The organism is Thermococcus cleftensis (assembly GCF_000265525.1).
Taxonomy (GTDB): domain Archaea; phylum Methanobacteriota_B; class Thermococci; order Thermococcales; family Thermococcaceae; genus Thermococcus; species Thermococcus cleftensis.
This window is the reverse complement of record NC_018015.1, coordinates 179,127-202,221: the sequence shown is the minus strand read 5'-3', so window position 1 is coordinate 202,221 and position 23,095 is coordinate 179,127. Positions and strand designations below refer to the sequence as shown.

Genomic DNA, 23,095 nt, shown 5'->3' with positions numbered 1-23,095 from the left:
ACCTTAACACTTCCGGTGGGATAATGCGGGGAGGAGTTTTAACGGTCGTGGCCCTTCTGCTCGTCGGTGTCCTGCTCGTTGGGTGGACCCACATCGACGGCGGTTTTCCCAAGGGAGAATTTGAAAACGCATCCTCTCACTGGAACTCCAACGTGACGGTCTCTGTTGCCACCGTTGGGATCAACGGCCCCTTCACGGGCTACCTCACCGTCCCGAGGAGGTTCCTAAACGAAACGGACGCATTTCTCAACTCCCTTAACATCACCCTTTACGTCTTTACCGTCGAGGTGACGGGGAAGGAGCTAAACGCGAGCATGAGCATTCCCGTCCTTAGGCTCTCTCCGACCTTCGTTCTGAGGGACTTCAACGTGAGCATCAACGGGCACATGGTTACGGGCGTCACCTACGTCCCCTACGCCGAGAGGCTTCCCGTCGCGGTCTGGTCGGCGGAAGGAAGCCTTGAGACGACTTCATACCTCGCAGTTCACCCGGAGGACGAAAAGGCAGTGTCAGGCAGGTGGAGCGCGGAGTACCTGAACGACGCCTCGGGGAGTGTTCTTCTGGAGGCTGGGGAGCTTGAGCTTGTCCTCAACGTCACGGAACCCAACCGCTTCAAGTTTGTGGTACTCCACAACGGCACAGAGGTGTCCTCTGGAATACTGGGGGTGAACCAATGAGGAGGCTTCTCTATGCGCTCCCGTTCCTCGTCCTCGGGCTGGGCCTGCTGTTCTGGGAGCCCACGGTCGCGAGGATCGTTATCGTTCCCCTTAGCTGGCTCACCTTCGCGCTGGAGTACCGCTACGGTGGCGGGAGCGAGGAAGGGGAGGAGCTGGTTGCGCTCGGGGTCTCGGTGCCCCTGCTTCTCCTCCCCATCAGCCAGACCCTCGCGGAGTTCCTGGCCGTTTTCATGTTCGTGCTCGAGCTGGCGGCCCTTTTCGTGAAATTCAAGCTGAAGGCTTAACCGTTCATTATCTCCATCAGCTTCCTTGACAGCTTGAGGTGGAATTCGAACTCGTGATAGGCCCTGTTCTCGGCCGGAAAGACGAGCTTCAGTTCGTTGAGACCCTGCTTGCCGCCGAACTCGCCGAAGACGGTTATCCCGTTCACCTCTATGACGCCGAAGACGGCCGCGAGGTTGAAGAGGAGCGTCCTGAGCTGGTAGGCCGAAACCTCGTGCCTTCCAATCTCCTGCCGGGGGTACCTGAAGAGGAAGTACTCTAGGCCTTCCATCTCGGCCACATCGGTTATTGCTATGTCGGCGGTAAGGAAGACGAGAAGCGTGGGCGTCATGTTGTCGTAGTGCTTCAGGGACTTGACGATTATCTCGTCGTTGTTGTGGGCCGGCTCCTTAACGCTCTCGGCTATGATTATCCTGTCCTTCAGCCTCTCGAACTCCTTGAGGGCTATGTAGGCAGCCTTCCTGCTCCTCTTCGTTCTCCTGTTGCTGAACTCCCGGAGCAGGCTCGCGTTCCTCACCTCGCGCCTTATCTCCTCCAGCTCCCTGTGCCTGTACTTGTAGTTCATCGCGTTCTCTATCTCCTTCTTGACCCCCTCGGCCACGACTATCTGGTACCCGTCGAGGGGCCTGAACCCGGAGATGAAGCGGTGGTAGAAGAGGTTGGTGTCGGGCGCGAAGGCGACGCCCTTCTTGAGCCTCTCGTAGAGTTCAAGGTTCTGGAGGAACTCGTCGATGTTCGCGTACCGCACTATTCCGGCGGATATGAAGCACTCGTAGAAGTCGGTCCAGGTTGGAAGCTCGCTGGAGAGCCTTTCTGGGACCCTCTCGTTGAACTCCCTCCTGCTCACGGTGAGCTCGACGCGGTAGCCGGTTTCCGTCGGCTTCGCCCTCAGCAGGGGAAGGCCGTAGAGGGGATAGCTGACCCTTATTTCCCCCAGGACGTTGAGGAGTATCTGGAGCTCCGGCTTTTCGATGACCTCGCTAATCTCCCTCACTCTCATCACCCAGGAAGTTCTTTATCGGCTGGAGATGGGTTGGAATCATCATGTAGGGCCTGTCCGGGAACTCGGTGTCGAGGAGACCCATGTAGACGATGAACGACACCGGAAACTCCTTTATCTGGACTATGGCGGCTGCAACGAGGGCCTTCCTGCCGGAGGTTATGTCCAGACCCATGCGGTAGCCCTCGCGCTCCAGCTTCGAGAAAAGTTCCCTGAACTTCCTGTCCGCCACAAAGAACCCGTAGTCCGGCACCACCTCGGTCTCTATCTTCGGGTGGAGGTTGTAGGCCTCAGATATTGCCCTGATTGCCGAGACCACCTTTGGAAGGTTGTGCTTGTACCTCTCCTCAGTGAACACGTATATCCTCTCCGCCTTCCCGCCCCTCGTCAGGAGCTTGTAGTAGGTGTTCACGACCGCCCAGGGGGAGCGGCCGAGAAGGGTTATGTAGGCCACCTTCACCATGGCATATTCCCCCATATGTACGCCACGAGACCATAAACCAGTGCAAGGGCAAATGGAATCCAGGAAATGCGACTCTTCACAGTTTTGTGGGCTATTAGAAACGGCACAAGGGCAAGGACAAAGTAGCCAGCGCCGTAGGTTTCGTGAATCCCGAAGGAAGTGACCGCAAAGATGAAGAGCAGGGACGCGAGTACTCCAGCTGGAACGGTTAGAACCGTGAGCATGAGCATATCGGGAGCCCTGCTTGACCTTCTTTCCGGGATCAGGATTATCCAGAATAGGAAGCTCAAAACGAGGAACCGGGCGAGCAGTCCCCAGAACGTGACGTCCAGCTCCGGCTCCCCCCTCGACGGCAGGTAGTAGAACCACGTGGCTCCGAAGGCGTAGACGAGCGTCATGATGAGCGAGATTCCCCACTTCAGGCGCGGGGGTGAAACGTTTTCCCTCATCTTACCACCTTCACTCAATTAGCACCATCCCGTACAAAACGCTTTCGGAGAAGTCTATCTCGACGAGTTCCCCAATTTCAATCCCTACAGCGTCTATGCTCGGCCTGACCTTCGTTGGAAGCCTGCACGGCTCCCCCCTCTCGAAGGGGCAGTCGTCGCAGAGGTTGCAGTTCCCGGGAAAGAGCGCCATCGCATAGAGCTTCCCCTCCCTGAAGAGCTCGGCCTCGCGCCTGAGCAGGTAGAGGATCGCCTCCCGCTTCTCCTCCTCGAAGCGCTCCATGTCGATTTCGAACTTGATTATCAGGGCCCTCCTGAAGTGCCGCACCCACTCTTTGGTTTCCTTCCAGTCCGGCGCGTGGGGCGGACAGCTTGGCCTCTTTCCGTACATCGGGCAAGTTCTGCACTTCCAGACGGGTCTTGGCGAGACAACCATGCTCTCCGCCGGTATCTCCTTCTCCCAGAGCACCTTCATGGGGCATCAAAAGAATATGGGTGACATCTTTAAAAATCAATTCCCGGCCTAGTGAAGTTTTGAAAAGTCTAGTCCCGAAATGTTTTTACGTTTGAAAATCAATTTCTTCATATGAAGAGGTTGATGGTGGTGCTGCTCTTGGTTTTTATTGCCGGTACTGCCGGCTGTACCGCCGAGAAAAAGCCCGATGGAGGGGTAGAAATGGATCTTGAGATAGGTTCAGTGTTTCACAACGGGGACTACATACCCGTCGAGTTCACCTGCGACGGTGAGAACGTGAACCCCCCGATATTCATAGGGCACATAGATCCGAACGCTAAAAGTCTCGTCATCATAATGGACGACCCCGACGCACCTGGAGGGACCTTCACCCACTGGATAGCCTGGAACATACCGCCGCTGGGGGAAATTCCCAAAGGCGTTCCGCCCCAAGGCGTCGTTGATGCTCCTGTGAAGATGGTCCAGGGGAGGAACGATTTCGGGAAGATCGGCTACGGTGGCCCGTGTCCGCCCAAGGGTCACGGGGTACACCACTACCACTTCAGGGTTTACGCCCTCGACACAGTCCTCGAGCTTGATCCGGGAGCGAGCAGAAAAGAGCTGGAGAGGGCCATGGAGGGCCACGTGATCCAGATGGGGGAGCTGGTGGGACTGTACGGAAGGGAGTGAGCTACCCCTTCCTCTCCATCAGCTTCACGACGAGGTTTATGGCGCTCTGGAAGGCCGCCAGGAAGTTCAGGGCGAAGAATATCCAGTCCCCTATGATGTAGGAGTAAACAGTTAGCAGCGTCGAAGCGGTGACGTAGATCAGTATAAACTGCATGTTCAGGGGGCATTTCCTCGTTTTTATGGTCTCTATCGTCTGCGGAACCCATGAGCTGACCAGGAGAAGCATTCCAATAAGTCCGATTATCGCTCCGCTCTCCACCTTTTCTCACCTCCCTCCTTGGAGGGGGGAAGCTTAAAAAAGTCTTGTGGCCCCTCCGGTGTCAAAATTCTGGAGAAATCGGCAGAAAATATACAGATTCGCGCTAAAGCTGGCTGGCGAGCCTCGACATGGCCCAGGTCTTGACGTCGTCGTCCATGATGCCGTTGATTATCTCCATCGCCTCGCTCACCTTGCCGGATTTGGCGAGGACCAGCGCCACCTCCGCCTCGACCTTTGACTTATTCGGGAGGTCGGTTATGTACCGGGAAATTCTGAGGGCTTCCTCCGGATTGCCCATGTTCAGGAACTCAAAGGCCAGGCTCATCAGGGCTTTTGTGCTCTCGTCGCGGTTGTCGATGTCGAGGGCCGCCTTAACTGCCCTCTCCAGCGCCTCGTGATAATCCCTTTCCGACTTTGCCACCTCCACGGCTATGTGTGAGAACGCCTTCGATCGTATGTTGCCATCGGGTATCCCCTCAGCCATTTCGAGAGCCTCATCGATCCTGCCTGACTCCACCAGCTTTTGAACGGCCTCGTACAGTGCCCTGGAGCGGTACCACTCCTGCATGTTTACCCCCTACAATAATCGATGTTGAAGAATTTAAGGGTTCCGCGGCCAAGGTTTATAACTCCGGGGTACAACTATCACAGGGTGATGAAATTGAGAAAAACCGGGGTTGTACTGGTCCTCCTTCTGATCGTTGGGGTGGCCTCAGGCTGTATTTCGAACTCCAATGGCCCAACGGCGACCCAGACGACCACTTCAAGCATTCCTGATTACGTCGTCGTGAACGGGACGAAGATATACCTCGACGAGATTCACTTCTACATGTACGGTATGAAGACCTGTCCGCACTGTCAGAACATGAAGAAGCTCATTCCTGAGACCTACGGAGAGGATAGCCTCACCTACTACGAGCTGGTGGACAACGAAGAGAACACAAAGCTCTTCCAGCAGATCTACCAGCTGACAGGAATACAGGGCGTCCCGGCAATAGCCATAACCTACAACGGAACTCTCTACGCAATAATCGAAGGAGAGTTCAACGTCACCGCAACGCCTAGGATAATCCAGGCAGCCATGAGCGATAATGGCGTGATACTCTTTGTTGGCGGCCAGGCATACATACTGCCGCGCGACAAGGAGGACTCGGCCAAGGTAATAGACGAACTCTACGTCCTCTTCGTCGAGCACAAGATGCCTGACTCCAGCTGAATACTTTTGTTCCCAACTTTTTGTTTTCGAAATCCACAAAAAGGTCCGCGATAACTTTCTACCATGAGAAGTGAGGTAAAGGGACTGGCGATAATCCTTCTGGCCTCCTTTGGGGTTAGCTCCCTCGCGCTGTGGGCGCTGGGCATGGTGGACTTTGTACCAAAGTTCTTTGCCCTCGCTATGAGCGACTCGATAAACCCCTGCACCTTCGTTATCTACACGATGCTTCTCATAGCACTCTCCGTCAGGGAGGTGTCGAAGAGAAGGCTCTACCTCATCGGTGCGGCCTTCATTGCTGCCGTTTACGTCTCTTACTATCTCCTGGGGGTCGGTTTGCTGTACTTCGCCGGCTACCTGCCCCTTTGGGTCGCAGGGATTGCGGCGATAGTATTCGGAGGGTACACGATAGTAACCGGTCTGATGGAGAAGTCCCGCGTGGGCGACAAAAGCAAAATCCGGAGGAAAATATTCAGCAGCGACGCGACCGCCCTCGGGGCTTTTACGCTCGGAGTCATCGTCTCGACGACCCTGCTCCCGTGCTCCGCCGGCAGCTACCTCGTCTACGCCATAATAATCTCAAAGGCCGGGAAAGCTCTCGCCTTCCTTCTCCTTGCCCTCTACAACCTCGTCTTCGTGCTCCCGCTCGTTGTAATCCTGCTGGCGATGGGAAGCGTCACCGAGAGCAAGCGCTTCTCGCAAGCGATGGTGAGGCACAGCAGGGAGCTTTCGGTCATAGCTGGAACGCTACTGATTGCGATAGGGGTGTGGGTTCTTACGGGTGCTTCACTGTAAACCGAGCTTTTCTCTCACCCTTCTCTCAAATTCCGCAAAATTCGGAACCCCTATGAACTCCACTCTGTTGTCTATGAGTATGGTGGGGGTTCCCATTATGTTGTGCTCCATGGCCTTTCTCTGGCCTTCGGGTGTTGCAACGCTCAACTCCCTCGCTATTACACCTTCGTATTTCCTCTCAAGCTCTTGAGCCATCGCCCACGCTATCGGACAGTAGGGGCAACCGGGTGAAGTTATGACCTCAATTACAACCTTAGGCCCCTTTGGTTTGACCTCTATCATTCCGGCTCTCTTCATGAGTTCGAGCATCTTCTTTCTCCTTATCATCTCGAGCTCGTCCATGTTATCCCCCTCAAGGATAGAAATGCACTGGCTTAAAAAATTTAAAAATCTTAAAAAGATTCAACCAACTGCGTTTATGTGTGCTATCAGCAGGACCACGAATATCACAGTCAGCATGATGTGAACCTTTTTCCACTTCTCGTATATCTCAACGTACTTTTTGGTGGTTTCCATGTCTCCACCGTTGGCTTCACTTATGATCTTCCGATTCAGGTGGCGGCCTATAAATCCGGTGGAATTCAGGAGGATCAGCACAATGGCCATTCCGAGTCCTGTGGCGCCCGCGGTCCCGGTGTAGTTGTTGCAGGAGGAGAAGTGAATCAGCGCAAGTACCGTTCCAGTTATCGTGAAGAAGTGGTGAACGGTCATCGGTGAAACAGGGCCTATAACAGTCATGTAGGGATTCTCCATCTTCAGCTTAAAGCCCCACTCGGACGAGGTCTCATGAGTTATTATTAGCTTTCTCTTCGTCAGAGAGTAGTAGACAACTCCAATCGCTATCATCGCGACGCCCAGAACCGCCAGAGGTATGTAGCGTGCCTGATACTCATCTTCTTCCTCGTAGTCATCTGCAAGCGCCAGTGGGCTTACCAGCAGCACGAGAAGCAAAAGGGCGAAAAACGTTTTCTTCCTCGACATATCAGAACACCCCGCTTCCAAGTCCGCATATCTTCGCGAACGGGCAGACCGAGCAGTCCTCGGTGTAGGGCTTGAGGTATGGCTCTCCCTTAACGGCCTTCGTTATCTCTTTTGCCCTCTCCATTGCCTCGTCCTCGCCTTGAAGCACGAGGGTGACACTCCCCTCGGCCCCACCGGTTCCTCCTGCCGCTATCGGAATTGCCTCAACTCCGGCGAGTATCCTGTATGCTTCAACCTCCGTTACCGGGTGGGAGTGGGGTATCGGCACGAGAGCGGAATAAAGCCCGGTCCCCCAGTCGAAGGAGTAGATTCCGGTCAGCTTGGCACTCTCCTCGACGGGTGTTGGCACGAACTTCTCAAGGCTTACCGGCGTTATCGTGAAGACACCTTTCGTTATCGTCCAGCCGAAGGTCTTGCCTATCGTCCCTCCGTCGGGGGCGGCGGCAAAAACGGCAACGTTCCAGTTAATATCTATCGCGTTGGCGCCTTTGATGAAGACGTCCTTCGGACCCATCTGCTTGAGCGCTTCGAGAGGGTCGTCGAAGGGTTCACCCTTGTAGAGGACGAGGTGCTTGGGCCAGGTTTTCCTGGGCGTAACGCAGGTTCTGCCCCTGCTTATCACTCCAACGGTCCACTTCTCCTTTTCGATTTTTTCACCGAGTATCTCCTCCGCTATGTAAGCAGCGGTGGTGCCGGTCGCTATGTAAACGAAACCGTGCTTTAGGGCACGCTGAACTTCCGGCATAGCTACGACCGCCTTTGCGATAAGTCTCTTGCTCTCTGGAGGGGTTAAAGTTACGAGTGCCCTTTTCACGCCAATCACCGGGCTAAAATAGGCATTGAAAGGTATTAAACCTTCCCTTAGTTGGGCCGAGAGGGGTTAGAGAAGCCGAAAAAGCTCCCCATGCGGTGGACAACCAATGAACTAAACGTTTTCTATCATACCCAATCGTGCCCAGAAACGTTTAAAAATGTCCAATTTAATGTGACTGTGAAGGTGATAAAAATGAGCGAGCTGTTGAAGACCCGTGAGCAGAAAAAGGAGGCACTCAAGTCACTTCTCCTGAGGATACATGAGGGGGAGAGTGTTGAGAGCCTGAAGAAGGAGTTCCGGGAGGTACTGAGTTCGATCTCACCCCTAGAGATTCCTATCATAGAGCAGGAGCTCGTGAGGGAGGGCGTTTCTGCCAAGGACATAGCGAAGATGTGCGACCTGCACGTGGAGCTCGTGAGGGAGGCCGTCGCCGGGACAGATGAGCTCGAGGAGAAGGGCCTGCCCGACGGACATCCGCTCAAGATAAGGTACGACGAGAACAGGGAGATAATGAAGGACGCGGAGATGCTCAACCTCTACGCCAGAACCCTCGCGACGACGAAGGACGAACGCATGCGACAGGAAATCCTCGGCGTTCTGGAGGAGATAGTTGGTAACCTCAGAAAGGTCGGCTTCACCCACTACAACCGCGACGAGATGCTCACCTTCCCCTACATCGAGCGCCGCGGTCTCACCGCTATAGCCACCGTCCTCTGGACGAAGCACGACGAGATAAGGTTCATGATAAAGTACCTTGCCGAGCTCCTGAGAAAGAGAAACGAGATGCCCTGGGAGGAGTTCGTCGAGAGGCTGAAGAACAAGGCCGGTGAGGCTTCATTTGCGCTGAGTGACATGGTCTTCAGGGAGAATAACATCTATTACCCCACGCTGAAGGCTCTGCTGAGCGACGGCGAGTGGAAGGCGATACGAATGCAAGACGATGAGATAGGGTTTTACAAGGTAAACCCTCCTGCATGGGATCCGGGGGACGAGGTTAAGCCCCTCCACCCCTGGGAAATTGATCCCGAGCTGAGCGCCGAGGAACTCCTCACCCTTCCGAGGGAGGTTCAGGAAGCACTGAGGGGCCAGCCACTGGAGTTCGACAGGACAGAGCTGAGGCGCGAGGGGGACATAGACCTCGGAACCGGCTACGTCAGCGTCGAGGAGTTGAAGGCGATATTGGAGGCCCTGCCCGTTGATGTTACCTTCATAGACAGGGACGACAGGGTGAGGTTCTTTTCGCCCGGTGAGAGAATATTCGCGAGAACATCTTCAGTCCTCGGAAGGCCCGTTCAGCTCTGCCACCCGCCGAAGAGCGTCCACATCGTGAACAAAATCCTCAAGGCCTTCAAGGAGGGGCGGAAGAAGGAGGCGACCTTCTGGCTCAGGCTTGGCCCCAAGTACGTTTACATAAAGTACGTGCCCCTCTTCGACAAGAACGGAAACTACCTGGGGACGCTGGAGATGACGATGGACATCGCACCCTATAAAAAGATCGAGGGCGAGAAGAGACTGCTCGACTGGAAGGACTGAGGTGGGACGATGAGAGGGGGCGAAGAAATCTTCAGGAGAAGAGTGGAGCGCTTTCAGGAACTGTTACGGGAGAACGACATCGACGGGGCGGTTATAAGGACCCTCTCCAGCTTTATCTATTTTACGGGCACAAAGTGGCTCCGTCCGAGTCTTTTTATTCCAGCCGAGGGTGAGCCGGTGGTTTACGTCGTCAAAGGTGAAGCGGAACTTTTCAGGGAGAAAAGCTGGATTGAAAACGTCGTGGAGTTCCAGAAGGTAGAGGACCTTATGGCTGGCGTCGTGAGTTGGATCCACAGGAACGGTATGGAACGCGTGGGCCTGGAGTTCGGCATCGAGCGCGACGCTTACCTGATATTCCTCAAGATATTCGAGCGCCTCAACCCGACTGTGGAGATAGTGGACATACTAGACCTCACGATGGGGCTGAGAATGATAAAGGACGAGTGGGAGCTGGAGAACATCAGAAAGGCCGGGAAGATGGCAAGGAAGGGTATGAAGGTGGCGGAGGAAGTGATAAGGCCCGGTTTCAGCGAGCTTGAGATAGCGGCCGAAGTGGTTAGGGAGCTCATGCTAAGCGGCAGTGAAGACCCGAAGGTCTATGTCTCCACAACCCCGAGGGCACACGCCGAGCCCTTCCGCGACCTTAGGGTCCCCAAAAATGGCATTGTTACCGTCGTTATAGGGGCCGACTGGAACCACTACTACGCAAACATGGCCAGGACTTTCGTTGTAGGAGAGCCGGGCGAAAGGGTCAGGGAGGCCATCGAGGTTAAGGAGGAGGCTTACAGGCTTGCGCTGAATGAGACAGAGGTGGGAGTGCCGATCAACGCCGTTGAGAAGAAGCTCGCGAGCTTTTTTAGGGATAAAGGCTTTGGAGATGCGTACATAGCTGGCTACACCCATGGCGTTGGCCTGCTCATCGAGGAACCGCCTATAGCCACCATAGTCGTCCCTCAAAGGGCCGCGAAGGTTCAGGAGAACATGGTGCTGAGCATAATACACTCCCCGCTGATGCTCCCCGAGGGTGCCATAAAGCACGAGGATACCTACATCGTCAAGAAAAACGGGCTGGAGAGGGTGACCTAAAACACCCTCGCGTAGCCCCACTTCCTGACGCTCGTGAGGATTGACGTTTCCGTGCTTCTTATCCCCTCTATTCTTCCGAGCTTCTCGATGAGGAAGTTCTCAAGCTCCTGGAGGTCCTTGACGGTCACCTGCATGAGTATGTCATGGGCTCCAGTGGCTATCCCCAGAACGTCCACCTCCGGCAGCTTGCTCAGCTCCTCCGCGGCCTTCTTGACCCTGCTCGGCTCGACATCGACCGCTATGAAAGCAACGATGGAGTAGCCCGCCTTGAAGGGATTTATAAGGGCCGAGAACTTCCTTATGACGCCCCTCTCGACGAGCTTCTTCACCCTTAATCTGACGGTCGATTCCGGCACCTTCAGCCGTCTCGCTATCTCGGAGTAGCTGGCCCTTCCGTCCTCCTGAAGGACATGCAGTATCATCCTGTCGAGTTCGTCAAGGTGTTCATTAATACGCATTTTTTCACCCCGATTTTTGTCATTATCTTGCTACTCTTTTAATCCTTTCTGCGAAATTAGCAAAATTTGGGCGAAATTGCTATTAATTCCAAGCGCGTATAGCAGTACGGTGAGAGCATGGACTATCCCACGAGCAAGGAGGAGGTTCTGGAGCGATACTCACGGATTTTTCCGAGGTCGGCGCGCGTTACCTACGCTCCGATAGTTGGGGTTAAGGCCGAGAACGCCCGCGTCTGGGACATCGAAGGGAGGGAGTACATAGACTTCCTGAGCGATGCCGCAGTTCAGAACGTCGGGCACAACAATCCCCGCGTTGTCCAGGCGATAAAAGAGCAGGCCGAGGAGCTAATCCACTTCACGTTCATCTACGGCTTTCCGGTTGAGCCGCTTCTCCTTGCGGAGAAGCTCGCCGAGATAGCTCCGATTGAGCGTCCGAAGGTCAGTCTCGGCATGACTGGTAGCGACGCCAACGATGGCGCGATAAAGCTTGCGAGGGCATACACGAGGAGAAGGACAATACTCAGCTACCTCAGGAGCTATTACGGGGCGACCTACGGGGCGATGAGCATAACCGGCCTTGACTTCGAGGTTCGCTCCATAGTCGGAGAGCTGAGCGACGTTCACTACGTTCCGTATCCGAACTGCTATCGCTGCCCCTTCGGGAAGGAGCCAAAGACCTGCAAAATGGAGTGCGTAAGCTATCTAAAAGAAAAGTTCGAAGGGGAGGTCTACGCCGAAGGAACCGCCGCCCTCTTCGCCGAGCCAATTCAAGGCGACGCTGGAATGGTTGTCCCGCCGGAGGGCTACTTCAGGAGGGTGAAGAGGATCCTCGATGAGTATGGAATCCTCCTGGCGGTTGATGAAGTCCAGAGCGGGCTCGGAAGGACGGGGAAGTGGTTCGCGATGGAGCACTTCGGTGTCGAGCCCGACATAATAACCCTGGCCAAGCCCCTCGGAGGCGGGCTTCCGATAAGTGCGATAATAGGTCGCTCTGAGGTCATGGATTCCCTTCCATCACTTGGACACACATTCACCCTGAGCGGTAACCCGGTGACGAGCAGGGCGGCCCTTGCCGTTATCGAGGAGATAGAGGAGAAAGACCTGCTGAGGAGGGCGGAAAGGCTCGGAAGGTACGCAAAGAGGAGACTCGAAAAGATGAAGGAAGAGCACGAGTTAATCGGCGACGTCCGGGGGTTGGGCCTGATGCTCGGTGTTGACCTCGTGAGGAACAGGGAAACCAGGGAGAGGGCCTACGAGGAGGCAAGGAAGGTCGTCTGGCGGGCATATGAGCTCGGTCTCGTCCTGGCCTTTTTGCAGGGCAACGTGCTCAGGATTCAGCCACCCCTGACGATAGAGGAGGAACTACTGGAGGAAGGTCTGAACAGGCTAGAGCGGGCCATAAGCGACGTCGAGGAAGGGAAAGTGCCGGACGAGATCCTGACGAAGGTTCAGGGCTGGTGATTGACATAAATCTGTTTATTTTTCAATTCCTCGAAAACTTTTTAAACAAAATTCCACACAGCTTGAGCGGGCTTCAATGGAAACCCTTGAAATGGTGGAAAAGCCGGTAATGAAAATAGGAATCGAGGATAAGGTCGAACCTTCCAAGGCTTTGGTTTTTGGCCTTCAGCACGTTCTCGCGATGTTTGGAGCCACCGTCACTGTGCCCCTCGTCGTTGGGGGCGCCGTTGGACTGAGCGGCTCCGAGATTGCTCTCATGATACAGGCTGTTCTGCTGGCGATGGGCATCGCCACGCTGCTTCAGACGAGTATAGGCTCGCGCTACCCGATAGTGCAGGGCTCAAGCTTCGCCTTTATTCCAGGCCTCATAGCGATTGGCTCAAGCCTCGGAATGGCCGCGGTCCAGGGCGCACTGATCGTCGGCGGTTTGATAGAGGCCGCCATCGGGTGGCTCGGGATAATCGGAAAGGTCAGGAGACTCTTCACTCCACTCGTGACGGGAGTTACGATAACCCTGATAGGTTTTAGCCTGGCCGACGTCGCGGTTAAGAACTTCTTCAACTTCTACGCAGATCCCGCCGGGGGGACCATCGCCAGGGCGACCCTGGTCGCGGTCATAACTTTCCTCACGACGGTCTTCGTTGCCCTGCGGGCGAAGGGTAGCCTGAAAGCGATGCCGGTCGTCGTGGGGGCGGTGGTGGGCTACACCGTGAGCGTTCCCCTCGGCCTCACGGACTTCAGGCTCGTGAGGAGCCTTCCCATCGTGAGCGTCCCAAGGCCCTTCCCGTGGGGCGAGCCGATATTCGACACCACGGCGATAGTCCTGCTCCTCTTCGCCTTCATGGTGAGTATAATCGAGAGTGTGGGCGACTATCACGCCATAGCCACCGTCACAGGTTCGGAGATAACCGAGAGGCACATAGCGCGCGGAATCGGCAGCGAAGGCCTGGCCTGTTCGATAGCGGGCCTTCTGGGTGCCTGCGGGACGACGAGCTACTCCGAGAACATAGGCGTCGTTGCGCTCACCAAGGTGGGCAGCAGGCACGTGGTTCGGGTGGGAGCGGTTATACTCATACTCCTCTCACTGGTTCCAAAGTTCGCCGGGATTCTCGCCTCAATGCCCGCACCGGTGCTGGGCGGACTCACGCTGGCCCTCTACGGCATGATAAGCGTCACCGGCCTGAGGCTGATAAAGGAGAGGGTCGAGTTCAACGACAGGAACACGCTGATACTGGCCGCTTCGCTTATAGCGGGCCTCGGCGCTCCACAGCTCCCGGCGGAGTTCCTCGCCAGCTTTCCAAGGTTGATAGCCAGCATACTTGAATCCGGAATGGCAGTTGGAGCTTTGACCGCGATGGTTCTGGATCGGATCATTTGATCCTTCTTTTTTAGTTGCCCTTTGAATGGGGAGGGAACTTGGCACCATAATTACTCAGATCTCAAAGCTTTATTCAAAAAATGGAAAAGTGTCAGAATATCTGGCCAGATGTTGCCATCTCCCCAGTCTCTATCTCCTCTGGGAGGTTGGAGAAGGCCAGTATCTGGTAGACGGCCGCAACCAGGAGGAGTATCAGTCCGAGACCGAAGAGGACGAGGGTCACCGCACCCCACAGCATCCACGTCGCGGTCTTATCGAACTCCTCGACGCCGGTCAGCCCGTACATCGTGCGCCAGGTCTTGATGGCATAGTAGATGCCAACTATCGCCGCGGCCAGCAGGACAAGGACGCCGATGCCCAGGAAGGCTATTCCAACGGTGGAAATTGAGTCGGCCTCATCGATGAAGGCCGGGATTGAGAGGATTCCAATGGCCATGAAGACTATCGCGATGATGGCGCCTGCTATACCCGAGACGACTGAATAAAGGTAGTACTTAAAGGGCCTGTCGTCCCCGAGCTTTTCACCTATTCCCTTGAGGGAGAGGAGTATGAGAATCTGCCCAATGAGGGAAACCGTGCTCATTATTATCCCGATGTAGGGTATTATGCCCAGAAACCCACCGACTATCACAAGGACTGAACCTATCAATCCGTAGTTCTTTTCGCTCTTAATGTTCACTGTCACGGAATCACCCCGATGGGTTGTTGGACTTTAACACTTTAAAAGGTTACGCCAGCATAGGGGCTTCTGAAAACCTAAGGGATCAAAAGAAAAGAAGAAGATCACTTCTTCTCCCCAGATTTAGCCTCAGCCTTTCCGGCGGGTTTCTCTTCCTTCTTCGCCGATGTGGAGGCCTCTTTCTTCTCTACCGACTTCTGTGAAGGCTTTGCCGCCGGCTTCTTGGGAGGTCTTATGCCGTAGCCGAGTATCTTGAACTCAATCACGTCACCATCGCGGAGGTGGTAGCGGTAGGTGTCGTCCTCGAGCCTCTCGATCTTGACGACCGGGAAGTAGTAGTCCCCAAACTTCTCGTTGAGCTCCCTGACCTTGTCCGGGTGAATGGGCACCCAGTCGAAGAGTTCCAGCGCGTCCTCCGTTCCGTCCGTCGTGAGTATGTAGTTCTCACTGAATCCGAGCGCCCCTGTGGGACAGACGTCAACACAGAACTGGCAGAAGGTACAGCGGCCGTAGTCCACCTTCGGGTGTGGCCTCTTCTCCATCTTTCCGTCCACTTCGAGCCAGGTCATCTCTATTGCCCTTGCCGGGCATATCTGGCCGCAGAAGTTACAGCCAACGCACTTCTTCCAGTCCAGGGTGTGAAAGCCCCTGTACTTTGGTGCGGCGTCTATCTTCTCGAAGGGTATCTTTATAGTGACGGGCCTCTTGAAGAGGTACTTAACCCCCATCCAGGGCTTGACGAAGGACTTCTTGATCTTGACCTTTTCCTCACCCACTACTCTCGCCGGCATTGCCATCACCTGTCTATGTCGGGCGGGCAGTTGTCGAGGGTCTTCAATATGACCGGCACATCGGCAAGGCGCGCGCCTTTGAGCAGTTCTTCAAGCACGGTAACGCCGTGGCTCTGGCTTGGCCCTCTAATGTGGACGCGGTATGGCTTGTGGCTTCCATCGCTGACAACGTATGCTCCAAAATCGCCCTTGGTGCTCTCGACGTGGGCAAAGGCATCTCCGGCCGGAACCTTGAACCTCGGCAGGTTCTTGAGCTTCGGATCCTTGACCATGTATGGCCCGCTCGGCGGCCCCATGTCAAGGAGCTGCTCCAGTATGTAGAGGTCCTGCTCCAGCTCGTACCTCCTTACGAGAACCCTGGCAAGGCTGTCACCTTCCTTGAGAACCGGCACTTCAAAATCAAGCTCGGGGTAGAGGTAGTAGGGGTCGTCCTTTCTGACGTCGTAGGGGACTCCAACGGCCCTGAGGTTCGGGCCGGTGACGGCGTGCTTGAGGGCGAACTTCTTGTCCATGACCCCAACGCCCTCAGTCCTCTCGAAGGTGATGTAGTTGTCAAAGAGTATCTCGTCGAAGTCCTTCAGCTTGCCCTTGATGTACTCGACGGTGTCTCTGAGCTGGCGGAGCCACTTGTCCCCCGGTATGTCCCTTCTGACACCGCCCGGAACTGTGTAGATGTGGTAAACCCTTCCGCCGGTGAGCTCCTCAAAGAGGCGCATGAAGCGCTCGCGGTAAGCTGCCGCCCACTGTCCCGGCGTGTAGAGACCTATCTCGTTTCCAAATCCCATTATCCAGAACATCCAGCCTGCCACCCTGGCCATCTCAAGGACGGTGGTTCTGATCCATATCGCCCTCTCTGGAACCTCCCAGCCCACTATCTCATCGACCGCCATGGAGTAAATGTTCTCCGGCACATCGCTCTCGGGGACACAGATGCGGAGGAGCAGGGCTATGTTGGTGAAGTACGGTCTCTGCTCTGCGAGCTTCTCGAAGCCCCTGTGGAGGAAGCCGGGATTTACTATGGCCTTCTCTATTCTGTTGCCGTCCATCTTGAGGATTATGCTGAAGTTCTCGGTCGCCATGTGCTGTGGGCCGAAGAACAGCTCGTAGGTGTCCTTGTCTATGGGGTGAAGGTACATATCGTGCTGCTTTGCCTCCTGCCTGAGTTCCTTCGGAACCTCCAAATTCGCCATGATCATCACCTCATATCACGTAGTTGGTCTTGCTCTCATCATACCTGTCGAAGTCCTCGCCGTAGACCATCTTAACGTAGCCGAGCATGTTGAAGTCCTTCCTGAGGGGGTGTTTCTCGTACTCCTTCGGCTCGAGGATGAAAGGCCCAAGCCTTGGGTTGCCCTCGTAGATGACGCCGAAGAACTCATGAGCTTCTCTCTCGTAGGTTTCAGCGACGGGCCAGATGTCCATCACCGTCGGAAGCCTCGGATCGTCCCTTGGAATCCTCGTCCTGACCATGGCGTGAACGTTTTCACTCACGCTCCAGAGCTGGTAGATTACCTCGAACTCGCTCTCCTTGAGCCAGTCCACGACGGTTATCTGAAGCAGTATCTCGAACTTCTCGCTGGCGAGCCTGAGGAAGTTCTTCACCTCCTCTTTGGGGACCCTGAACTCTATCCTCCTCTCCCTTCTGACGCTTCCTTCGGCGTAGGGGGCCTTTTCGAGCAGCTCTGCGACGAGCCTGCCCTCCTTGGTGTCGGGGAGTTTTTGGACTTCCATCTCCTGGACCTCCTTCTCCTCCACCTTCGGCTTCTCGTTCATATCCATGCCAGCCACCTCCTGGCGTCCCTCTCGCGCCAGCCTTCACCGAAGAGCTCGTCTTGGTTCTTCCTGTACCACTCGTAGTTCTCCCTATATCTCTTCCAGCCATCGGCTTCCCCGCTCTCGATCTTCCTCATTATCTCCTGGATTCCGTCCATAACAGCTTCCGGCCTCGGCATACAGCCGGCTATGGCGACGTCGATGGGTATGTACTTGTCGAGCTGCTTGACCACGTTGTAGGAGTCCCAGTAGACACCGCCGTTAATGGGGCACGAGCCGTGGGCGATTATGTACTTCGGGTCGGGAATCATCTCGTAAGTTATGATTATCCTCTTGAGGGTCTTTGGAGTGACGTAGCCCGTGATGAGGAACAGGTCCGCCATTCTCGGGGAGGGGTTCGGCATCATACCGAACCTTTCGATGTCGTAGCGTGCCGTGAAGAGCGGAGGCATCTCTATGCCTCCGCACCCTGTACAGAAGGCCACTATCCAGAGGCTCTTCTTCCTGGCCCACCGGAACAGGGGCTCGAAGAGCTTGAACTCCTGGAGCTCGTAGGTTATGAAATCGTCATTCCTCTCGCTCATCCACATCACCTCACATCGTCAGCAGTACGGCTATTATTCCCATTATGGTCGGCCACTTCCAGAAGAACTTGGCTGCCTGGTCGATGGTGAAGCGCGGGTAGATGCTGGCCACGAATATCGCTATGAAGAGCACCGCTATCTGTTTGACAAGCAGTTCAAGGAGGTTACTGGCCCCGCCGAGGAAGAGCACGGCGAAGAAGGCTGTCTCCGCGAAGAGCTGAACCGCGTGCTGGGTGAAGAGCAGGGCCGCGTGCTTGCCGCCGTACTCGACCATGGGACCCATCGAGATTTCCGCTGGGGCGGTGATTATGTCGAAGGGCTCGAGGCCAAGCATAGCCTGGAAGACTATGTCAAAGACTATCATCGCCAGGAAGAGCGCGGGAACGAGTATGCTCCACCCCTGGGTCTGCTGGAGGGCGACTAGCTCTGAAAGCTTGAAGGTTCCCCAGTACTGTATGAGTGCTATCAGGGCCAGACCGTAGGGCAGCTGCATAGCCACCATGGTGAGCAGTCCACGCTGGACACCGACGGCAGAGTAGGGGTTGCCAGAGCTCATGGCACCGAGCATTATGCCGAGCATCGGCACCTCGAGGAGGTAGGCGACGACGATGAGGTCGGCATTGCTGCTGAAGAGCTGGAAGTTGGCTATGGGTATGAATAGGAGCGCGGTTATGCTGGCGCCGAGGGCGAATATCGGCCCGAAGTCGTAGATGAAGCCGTGGCTTATGCTCTCCTTTTTGCCGAGGAGTTTGAGGGTGTCGATGATGGGCTGGTAGATCGGCGGCCCAACGCGCCTCTGTATCCTGGCCATTGCCTTTCTCTCAATACCCATGAAGATGAAACCCATGAAGGTCGCGTAGATGAGCATTCCTATGACTTCAAGTATCAGCTTCCAGTCTATCATTCACAGCACCCCCCACAGAGCGAGTATGAGTAGTACTACCGCCAGATACCAGGAGTAGCTCTGGACGTTTCCGTTGTAGAAGCTCTCCCTGAGCGAGTCAGCGAAGTCCTCGGCCATTGAAGCCAGGCGCTCGTAGAACCTGTCCCAGCTGTACTTGAGCCAGAACTCAAGGGCCTCCGCGAGAGGCCTGTAGAAGTTCTTCCTGATGCTCAGGTTGTACTCCTCGGTGACGGGGTTACCGGACTGGTAAGTGTTGGTGACCGGAACCTTCCTGGCCCTGGCTCCGTAGATGTAGATGAGTCCTGCTATGGCGAGGCCGATGGTGAGCACTATGGTGACGAGAAGGGCGTTGTAGGTTCCCGTCTGGGTGACGAGCCTGTAGTAGTCGCCGCCCACTATCTCGCCGCCAAGCATCTTGTTGATGTAGTCGGTGACTAGGCCGGGGGCAATTCCGAAGACCAGGTTCGGTATCGCGAGTATCGCCATTCCAATGAGGAGCGGTAGCGGGGCCTCCTTGACGTCCTCGAGGTCGCTGGGCCTCTGGCCGAACCAGACGGCGTAGAGGAAGCGGACGACGTATGCGAAGGCTATGCCGCTTCCGAGGAATATGGCCCCAGCGACGAGGGGCATGTGGGCCTGTATTGCTGCCTCGTAGATGAGCCACTTGCTCGCGAAGCCGGCCGTTGGCGGGATTCCAGCGAGGCTGAGCACCGCTATGAGACCCATGGCGAAGGTGAAGGGCATCTTTTCCGCCAGACCGCCCATGTCCTTGAACTGGGTCTTGCCTGTCTGGAGGATTATCGCGGCCGTGACGAGCCAGAAGAGGCCCTTGAAGACGGCATGGCTGAGAACGTGGAAGAGACCTCCCGCAAAGCCGAGGGTGCTGCCGAGCCCAAAGGCGAGCAGTATGTAACCGACCTGGCTGATGGAGGAGTAGGCGAAGAGCTTCCTGATGTCCTCCTGGAGAACCGCGAGGAAGCCGGCGACGACGACGGTTATGGCGCCGAGCCAGGCTATGATGTAGGCGAAGACTAGGTGGTTGTTGAAGGTGCCGAAGGCGGCGTAGAGCTTGTAGCCCATGAGTATGTAGAGCAGGAGGAAACCGTAGGCCCCTGCCTTACTGAGGGCACCGCTGAAGAAGGCAGTGTAGCTCTGGTCCGTCTCGCTGTAAGCACCGGGCGCCCAGACATGGAGCGGAACACTTCCGGCCTTGACACCGAAGGCAACGAGGAAGAGGCCGAATATCATCGCCATCTCCCTGGTCGTTATGGTGCCCATAGCGGCGTCCATGTAGAGGGCCTGTCTGATGGTGGCGAAATCCAGCGCCCCGGTCTTGGCGTAGAGCATTCCGATGGCTATGAGCATGGCGTAGGCTCCGATGACGCTAAGAACGAAGTACTTCAGCGACTCGTGCCTGTTCCTCCTGAGCACCATCATGAAGCTGGCAAAGGTCATGAGCTCCCAGAGCAGGAAGAAGCTCACGAAGTCCTGGCTAAGGAAGACGCCGAGCACTCCAGTGTAACTCATGAGCGCGAAGAGCCAGTCGTAAGAGTTCCTGGAGGTCACGGCCATTCCGAGTGCCATTGCCAGGCCGACGAGCGAAGCGATGACCGCGAAGTACCAGCTCATCGGGTTGAGCTGGAGCTGGAGGGTGAACCCGCTCACGGTGATCGAGTAGTTGATAGCCTCATCGAGCACCTGGGAGTAGAGCTTGGCCAGCACTGCCAGCGGGATCGCGGCACCGATTATCCCTATTGCCTCCCTCACTCCCTTTACGTCGAGCGCCCACGCAATGACTCCCGCTACGAGGGGAGCGAAGAGGATAAGGAGTATCTCGTTAATCATGCTCCCACCCCCATCAGTGGAACGTTCTCAATGTACTGGGCCACGTTGAAGATGTCGCTTCCTGCCTTCTGGGCGATGCTCCAAGCGTAGTCCGGATAAACGCCTATGACCACCACAAGGGCCGCGAGGAAGAGCAGTATGAGGCTTACTGCCAGTCCCTCGCTTATCCTCTCACCCTCCCCGGCGAACCACATCAGGTGGACGAGCCTGAAGTAATAGACCGCCTCGACGACGCTGGCGATGAGCACGACCGCGGCAGCCCAAGTGTAGCCGGCACCTAGGGTGGCGAGGAGGATCCTGAGCTTGCTCCAGAAGACGTTGAAGAGTGGTATTCCAACGGCGGCTATGGCTCCGATGGTTATGGCGAAGGCCGTCAGGGGCATTCTCTTCCCAAGCCCCTCGAACCTCTCCATCTCCGCCCCGCCGAGGGTAACCGCGACGTGCCCGACGGCGAGGAACAGGAGGGCCTTGACTATGGCGTGGTTCACCATGTGGAATACTCCCGCATCGACACCGCTCTGAGTTCCGAGGGCGAAGGCGAGGGCTATAAGGCCTATCTGGGCTATACTGGAGTAGGCTATCATTCTCTTGACGTTCCTCTGCCTCAGTGCCGCGAACTCGGCGACGAAGACGGTGAGGGTGGCCATTATTATGAGCAGCTTGAGGACCGAACCCCAGCTCTCCACCGCCTGCATGAGGTAAAGCAGCCTGGCCATTGCGTAGAGCCCAGCCTTGACGACGAAGGCCGAGAACATGGCCGTTATCGGGTGCGGCGCGGCCTGGTATGCATCTGGCGCCCAGGCGTTGAGCGGGAAGAGCTCGGCCTCAACGGCTAAGCCGAAGATTACCAGCGCCAGTCCGACCTGGGCGACGGTGGCGTTCATGTTACCGGCGAGCTGGGCTATCTGGGCCATGTTGAGGGTTCCGAGCGAGCCGTAGATGAGGGCTATGCCGATGAGGAAGAAGCTTGAGCCTATTCCTCCGAGGATAATGTACTTCATTGAGGCCTCCGCGGCTTCGCCAGTCTTGTTGTAGGCGGTTAAAGCGTAGGCGCTTATGGCCGTTATCTCCATGAAGACGAAGAGGTTGAAGATGTCTCCCGTCGCTATCATGCCGGTGGCTCCGAGCATCAGCAGGAGGAAGAGCATGGCGTACTTGTCTATCGGCTCGACCTCGATGGCCCTGAGGCTGAAGACGGCCATCATGAAGCTGACCGCGGCAACGATGAGAATGAAGAGAGCCGCGAAGTGGCCGATGTAGAGGTTGATTCCAACGGGCGGTCTCCAGGCGCCGGCCATAACTATTATCGGCTTCCCGGTGGAGTAGACCTGCTGGAAGACCCAGGCCGCTATTCCGGTCTGGACTGCGGTGATAGCTATGAGATAATACTTAACGGCCTTCTTTCCGGCGCCCTTTATCAGGGGCACGAAGAAGGCACCTATGAGGGGCAATGCTATGAGGAGTGAAGCGTACTGCCCGTTCATCCTCTCAACCTCCTTATCTCCTCAACGTTAAGGGTTCCGTACTTCTCGTAGAGCAGCATGGCGACGCTAAGGGCCATGGCGGTGGTGGCGACGCCTATGACTATTGCCGTGAGAACCAGCGCCTGGGGAATCGGATCGACCGCCTGGTTCGGCCCGATTCCCTCGCTCAGTATGGGCGCGCTCCTTCCGGCAACGTAGCCGACGCTGACCAGGAGGAGGTTCACGCCGGTCTCCATTATGCTCAGCCCGATGAGCATCTTAAGGAGGTTCTTCTTAACGAGGACTGCGTAGAGGCCTATCAGTATGAGGGAGATGGCACCGAAGTAGTAGACTGAAATCATTCGCTCACCTCCTCCTTGAGCATGTTGTCGATGATTCCGCTCAGCTCGGTGCCGACCTTGAGGCCGATGATGGTGTAGATTATGGGGATGAATCCTCCGCTGAGGAGCCTGCCGATGTTCTCGGTGCCAAAGCCCCAGTCCTGCCATATCCAGTCGTAGAGGAAGTAGCCACCTATGGCAAGGCCTATGAGGCCAACGAGAACGTAGCTCACTCCGACGGCGCCCTCGACCTTCTCAAAGGCCTTGTGTGGTATCTCATACTGAACGAACGCCATGTAGAGCAGCAGGAACGCGGTCGCTATGGTGGCTCCTCCCGGGAATCCTCCGCCCGGGGTGAGGTGTCCGTGAATGAAGATGTAGGCACCGAAGAGCATCACGAACGGCACGAGGAGCCTGGTTCCAGTGGTGAGGACTATCGATCCCTCCGTCCTCGCGGTCCTCTCTTTTCTCCTCCTCCAGAGGAGTGCCCCGACTCCGGTTGAAGCTATGAACAGGACGGTAACCTCACCGAGGGTATCGAACCCACGGTAGTTGACGACCACGGCAGTTACAGCATTGACGGCTCCGGTCTGTTCTTTAACGTGATCGAGGTAGTACTGGCCGACCAGCATCTTGTCCTCGCCGAACGGAACGCCCGCCAGCCCCTGGGCGAGCCAGTAGCCGATTATGAGTAGGGTGATTATCGCGAGCGCGCGCTTGAGCAT

The 23,095-nt window shown here is 56.1% G+C and carries 29 protein-coding genes; 9 read left to right on the top strand and 20 right to left on the bottom strand.

Going from position 1 to position 23,095, the window contains the following annotated elements:
* The first annotated feature begins 23 nt into the window (after positions 1 to 23).
* Entirely contained in the window at positions 24 to 677 is a 654-nt protein-coding gene (locus CL1_RS01120; RefSeq protein ID WP_014788075.1) for a hypothetical protein, read from the top strand.
* A complete protein-coding gene (locus CL1_RS01115; RefSeq protein WP_014788074.1) occupies positions 674 to 961 on the top strand; it encodes a hypothetical protein in 288 nt (95 codons plus the stop codon). Before CL1_RS01120 ends, CL1_RS01115 begins: the two co-directional genes overlap by 4 nt.
* Here CL1_RS01115 and CL1_RS01110 read toward each other — a convergent pair.
* From CL1_RS01110 to CL1_RS01095, 4 genes are read right to left on the bottom strand one after another with little or no spacing between them, the layout of a single operon-like run.
* Positions 958 to 1,959, bottom strand: coding sequence for a PIN domain-containing protein (locus tag CL1_RS01110; RefSeq protein WP_048151685.1), 1,002 nt, complete (start codon positions 1,957 to 1,959; stop codon positions 958 to 960). The two genes, CL1_RS01115 and CL1_RS01110, sit on opposite strands and share 4 nt — an antisense overlap.
* On the bottom strand, positions 1,940 to 2,422 hold the full coding sequence (locus tag CL1_RS01105) for a hypothetical protein (RefSeq protein WP_014788072.1): 483 nt from the start codon (positions 2,420 to 2,422) through the stop codon (positions 1,940 to 1,942). The genes CL1_RS01110 and CL1_RS01105 overlap by 20 nt, the downstream gene beginning before the upstream one ends.
* Positions 2,416 to 2,871 (bottom strand): hypothetical protein, encoded by a 456-nt coding sequence (locus CL1_RS01100; RefSeq protein ID WP_014788071.1) that lies wholly within the window; start codon positions 2,869 to 2,871, stop codon positions 2,416 to 2,418. The genes CL1_RS01105 and CL1_RS01100 overlap by 7 nt, the downstream gene beginning before the upstream one ends.
* Before the next feature lie 10 nt (positions 2,872 to 2,881).
* Complete coding sequence (locus CL1_RS01095; RefSeq protein ID WP_048151682.1) at positions 2,882 to 3,343, bottom strand: DUF2284 domain-containing protein; 462 nt, start codon at positions 3,341 to 3,343, stop codon at positions 2,882 to 2,884.
* Positions 3,344 to 3,544: 201 nt separating this feature from the next.
* Here CL1_RS01095 and CL1_RS01090 point away from each other — a divergent pair, with 201 nt between their 5' ends.
* Complete coding sequence (locus CL1_RS01090; RefSeq protein ID WP_014788069.1) at positions 3,545 to 4,012, top strand: YbhB/YbcL family Raf kinase inhibitor-like protein; 468 nt, start codon at positions 3,545 to 3,547, stop codon at positions 4,010 to 4,012.
* 1 nt (position 4,013) lies between these two features.
* Here CL1_RS01090 and CL1_RS01085 read toward each other — a convergent pair whose 3' ends face one another.
* On the bottom strand, positions 4,014 to 4,271 hold the full coding sequence (locus tag CL1_RS01085) for a membrane protein (RefSeq protein WP_014788068.1): 258 nt from the start codon (positions 4,269 to 4,271) through the stop codon (positions 4,014 to 4,016).
* Between the two features lie 103 nt (positions 4,272 to 4,374).
* Positions 4,375 to 4,839: a tetratricopeptide repeat protein gene (locus CL1_RS01080; protein ID WP_014788067.1), complete on the bottom strand. Its 465-nt coding sequence runs from the start codon at positions 4,837 to 4,839 to the stop codon at positions 4,375 to 4,377.
* An 87-nt stretch (positions 4,840 to 4,926) separates the two neighbouring features.
* On the opposite strand from CL1_RS01080, the gene CL1_RS01075 reads away from it, so the two are divergent.
* Complete coding sequence (locus tag CL1_RS01075) at positions 4,927 to 5,487, top strand: glutaredoxin family protein (protein WP_237266290.1); 561 nt, start codon at positions 4,927 to 4,929, stop codon at positions 5,485 to 5,487.
* Positions 5,488 to 5,550: 63 nt separating this feature from the next.
* Entirely contained in the window at positions 5,551 to 6,279 is a 729-nt protein-coding gene (locus tag CL1_RS01070) for an electron transporter (RefSeq protein WP_014788065.1), read from the top strand.
* On the opposite strand, the gene CL1_RS01065 is transcribed toward CL1_RS01070, so the two are convergent.
* From CL1_RS01065 to CL1_RS01055, 3 genes are read right to left on the bottom strand one after another with little or no spacing between them, the layout of a single operon-like run.
* On the bottom strand, positions 6,271 to 6,621 hold the full coding sequence (locus tag CL1_RS01065) for a thioredoxin family protein (RefSeq protein ID WP_048151678.1): 351 nt from the start codon (positions 6,619 to 6,621) through the stop codon (positions 6,271 to 6,273). The genes CL1_RS01070 and CL1_RS01065 overlap by 9 nt on opposite strands.
* A 60-nt stretch (positions 6,622 to 6,681) precedes the next feature.
* Positions 6,682 to 7,260, bottom strand: coding sequence for a hypothetical protein (locus CL1_RS01060; protein WP_014788063.1), 579 nt, complete (start codon positions 7,258 to 7,260; stop codon positions 6,682 to 6,684).
* Between the two features lies 1 nt (position 7,261).
* Positions 7,262 to 8,074 (bottom strand): hypothetical protein, encoded by an 813-nt coding sequence (locus CL1_RS01055; protein ID WP_014788062.1) that lies wholly within the window; start codon positions 8,072 to 8,074, stop codon positions 7,262 to 7,264.
* Positions 8,075 to 8,266: 192 nt separating this feature from the next.
* Here CL1_RS01055 and CL1_RS01050 point away from each other — a divergent pair, with 192 nt between their 5' ends.
* On the top strand, positions 8,267 to 9,607 hold the full coding sequence (locus CL1_RS01050; protein WP_014788061.1) for a DUF438 domain-containing protein: 1,341 nt from the start codon (positions 8,267 to 8,269) through the stop codon (positions 9,605 to 9,607).
* 9 nt (positions 9,608 to 9,616) lie between these two features.
* On the top strand, positions 9,617 to 10,693 hold the full coding sequence (locus CL1_RS01045; RefSeq protein ID WP_014788060.1) for a M24 family metallopeptidase: 1,077 nt from the start codon (positions 9,617 to 9,619) through the stop codon (positions 10,691 to 10,693).
* Here CL1_RS01045 and CL1_RS01040 read toward each other — a convergent pair.
* Positions 10,690 to 11,151, bottom strand: coding sequence for an Lrp/AsnC family transcriptional regulator (locus tag CL1_RS01040; RefSeq protein WP_014788059.1), 462 nt, complete (start codon positions 11,149 to 11,151; stop codon positions 10,690 to 10,692). The genes CL1_RS01045 and CL1_RS01040 overlap by 4 nt on opposite strands.
* A 117-nt stretch (positions 11,152 to 11,268) precedes the next feature.
* On the opposite strand from CL1_RS01040, the gene CL1_RS01035 reads away from it, so the two are divergent.
* Entirely contained in the window at positions 11,269 to 12,612 is a 1,344-nt protein-coding gene (locus CL1_RS01035; RefSeq protein ID WP_014788058.1) for a leucine/methionine racemase, read from the top strand.
* A gap of 76 nt (positions 12,613 to 12,688) precedes the next feature.
* Entirely contained in the window at positions 12,689 to 13,990 is a 1,302-nt protein-coding gene (locus tag CL1_RS01030) for a uracil-xanthine permease family protein (protein ID WP_014788057.1), read from the top strand.
* 91 nt (positions 13,991 to 14,081) lie between these two features.
* On the opposite strand, the gene CL1_RS01025 is transcribed toward CL1_RS01030, so the two are convergent.
* From CL1_RS01025 to CL1_RS00980, 10 genes are all read right to left on the bottom strand, one after another.
* A complete protein-coding gene (locus tag CL1_RS01025; RefSeq protein WP_014788056.1) occupies positions 14,082 to 14,675 on the bottom strand; it encodes a DUF996 domain-containing protein in 594 nt (197 codons plus the stop codon).
* A gap of 98 nt (positions 14,676 to 14,773) precedes the next feature.
* Complete coding sequence (gene nuoI / locus CL1_RS01020) at positions 14,774 to 15,460, bottom strand: NADH-quinone oxidoreductase subunit NuoI (protein ID WP_014788055.1); 687 nt, start codon at positions 15,458 to 15,460, stop codon at positions 14,774 to 14,776.
* Between the two features lie 5 nt (positions 15,461 to 15,465).
* The gene (locus CL1_RS01015) at positions 15,466 to 16,650 is read right to left on the bottom strand and encodes an NADH-quinone oxidoreductase subunit D (protein ID WP_014788054.1); all 1,185 of its coding nucleotides are present in this window, start codon (positions 16,648 to 16,650) and stop codon (positions 15,466 to 15,468) included.
* A 10-nt stretch (positions 16,651 to 16,660) separates the two neighbouring features.
* Positions 16,661 to 17,239: an NADH-quinone oxidoreductase subunit C gene (locus CL1_RS01010; protein WP_014788053.1), complete on the bottom strand. Its 579-nt coding sequence runs from the start codon at positions 17,237 to 17,239 to the stop codon at positions 16,661 to 16,663.
* Complete coding sequence (locus tag CL1_RS01005) at positions 17,230 to 17,817, bottom strand: NuoB/complex I 20 kDa subunit family protein (RefSeq protein ID WP_014788052.1); 588 nt, start codon at positions 17,815 to 17,817, stop codon at positions 17,230 to 17,232. The genes CL1_RS01010 and CL1_RS01005 overlap by 10 nt, the downstream gene beginning before the upstream one ends.
* 10 nt (positions 17,818 to 17,827) lie before the next feature.
* Positions 17,828 to 18,721 (bottom strand): respiratory chain complex I subunit 1 family protein, encoded by an 894-nt coding sequence (locus tag CL1_RS01000; protein WP_014788051.1) that lies wholly within the window; start codon positions 18,719 to 18,721, stop codon positions 17,828 to 17,830.
* On the bottom strand, positions 18,722 to 20,566 hold the full coding sequence (locus CL1_RS00995; RefSeq protein ID WP_014788050.1) for a proton-conducting transporter transmembrane domain-containing protein: 1,845 nt from the start codon (positions 20,564 to 20,566) through the stop codon (positions 18,722 to 18,724).
* Positions 20,563 to 22,050 carry a proton-conducting transporter transmembrane domain-containing protein gene (locus CL1_RS00990; protein WP_014788049.1) on the bottom strand — a complete coding sequence of 496 codons (1,488 nt, stop codon included), beginning with the start codon at positions 22,048 to 22,050 and terminating at the stop codon, positions 20,563 to 20,565. The genes CL1_RS00995 and CL1_RS00990 overlap by 4 nt, the downstream gene beginning before the upstream one ends.
* On the bottom strand, positions 22,047 to 22,391 hold the full coding sequence (locus CL1_RS00985) for an NADH-quinone oxidoreductase subunit K (protein ID WP_014788048.1): 345 nt from the start codon (positions 22,389 to 22,391) through the stop codon (positions 22,047 to 22,049). Before CL1_RS00985 ends, CL1_RS00990 begins: the two co-directional genes overlap by 4 nt.
* Entirely contained in the window at positions 22,388 to 23,095 is a 708-nt protein-coding gene (locus tag CL1_RS00980) for a Na(+)/H(+) antiporter subunit B (RefSeq protein WP_014788047.1), read from the bottom strand. Before CL1_RS00980 ends, CL1_RS00985 begins: the two co-directional genes overlap by 4 nt.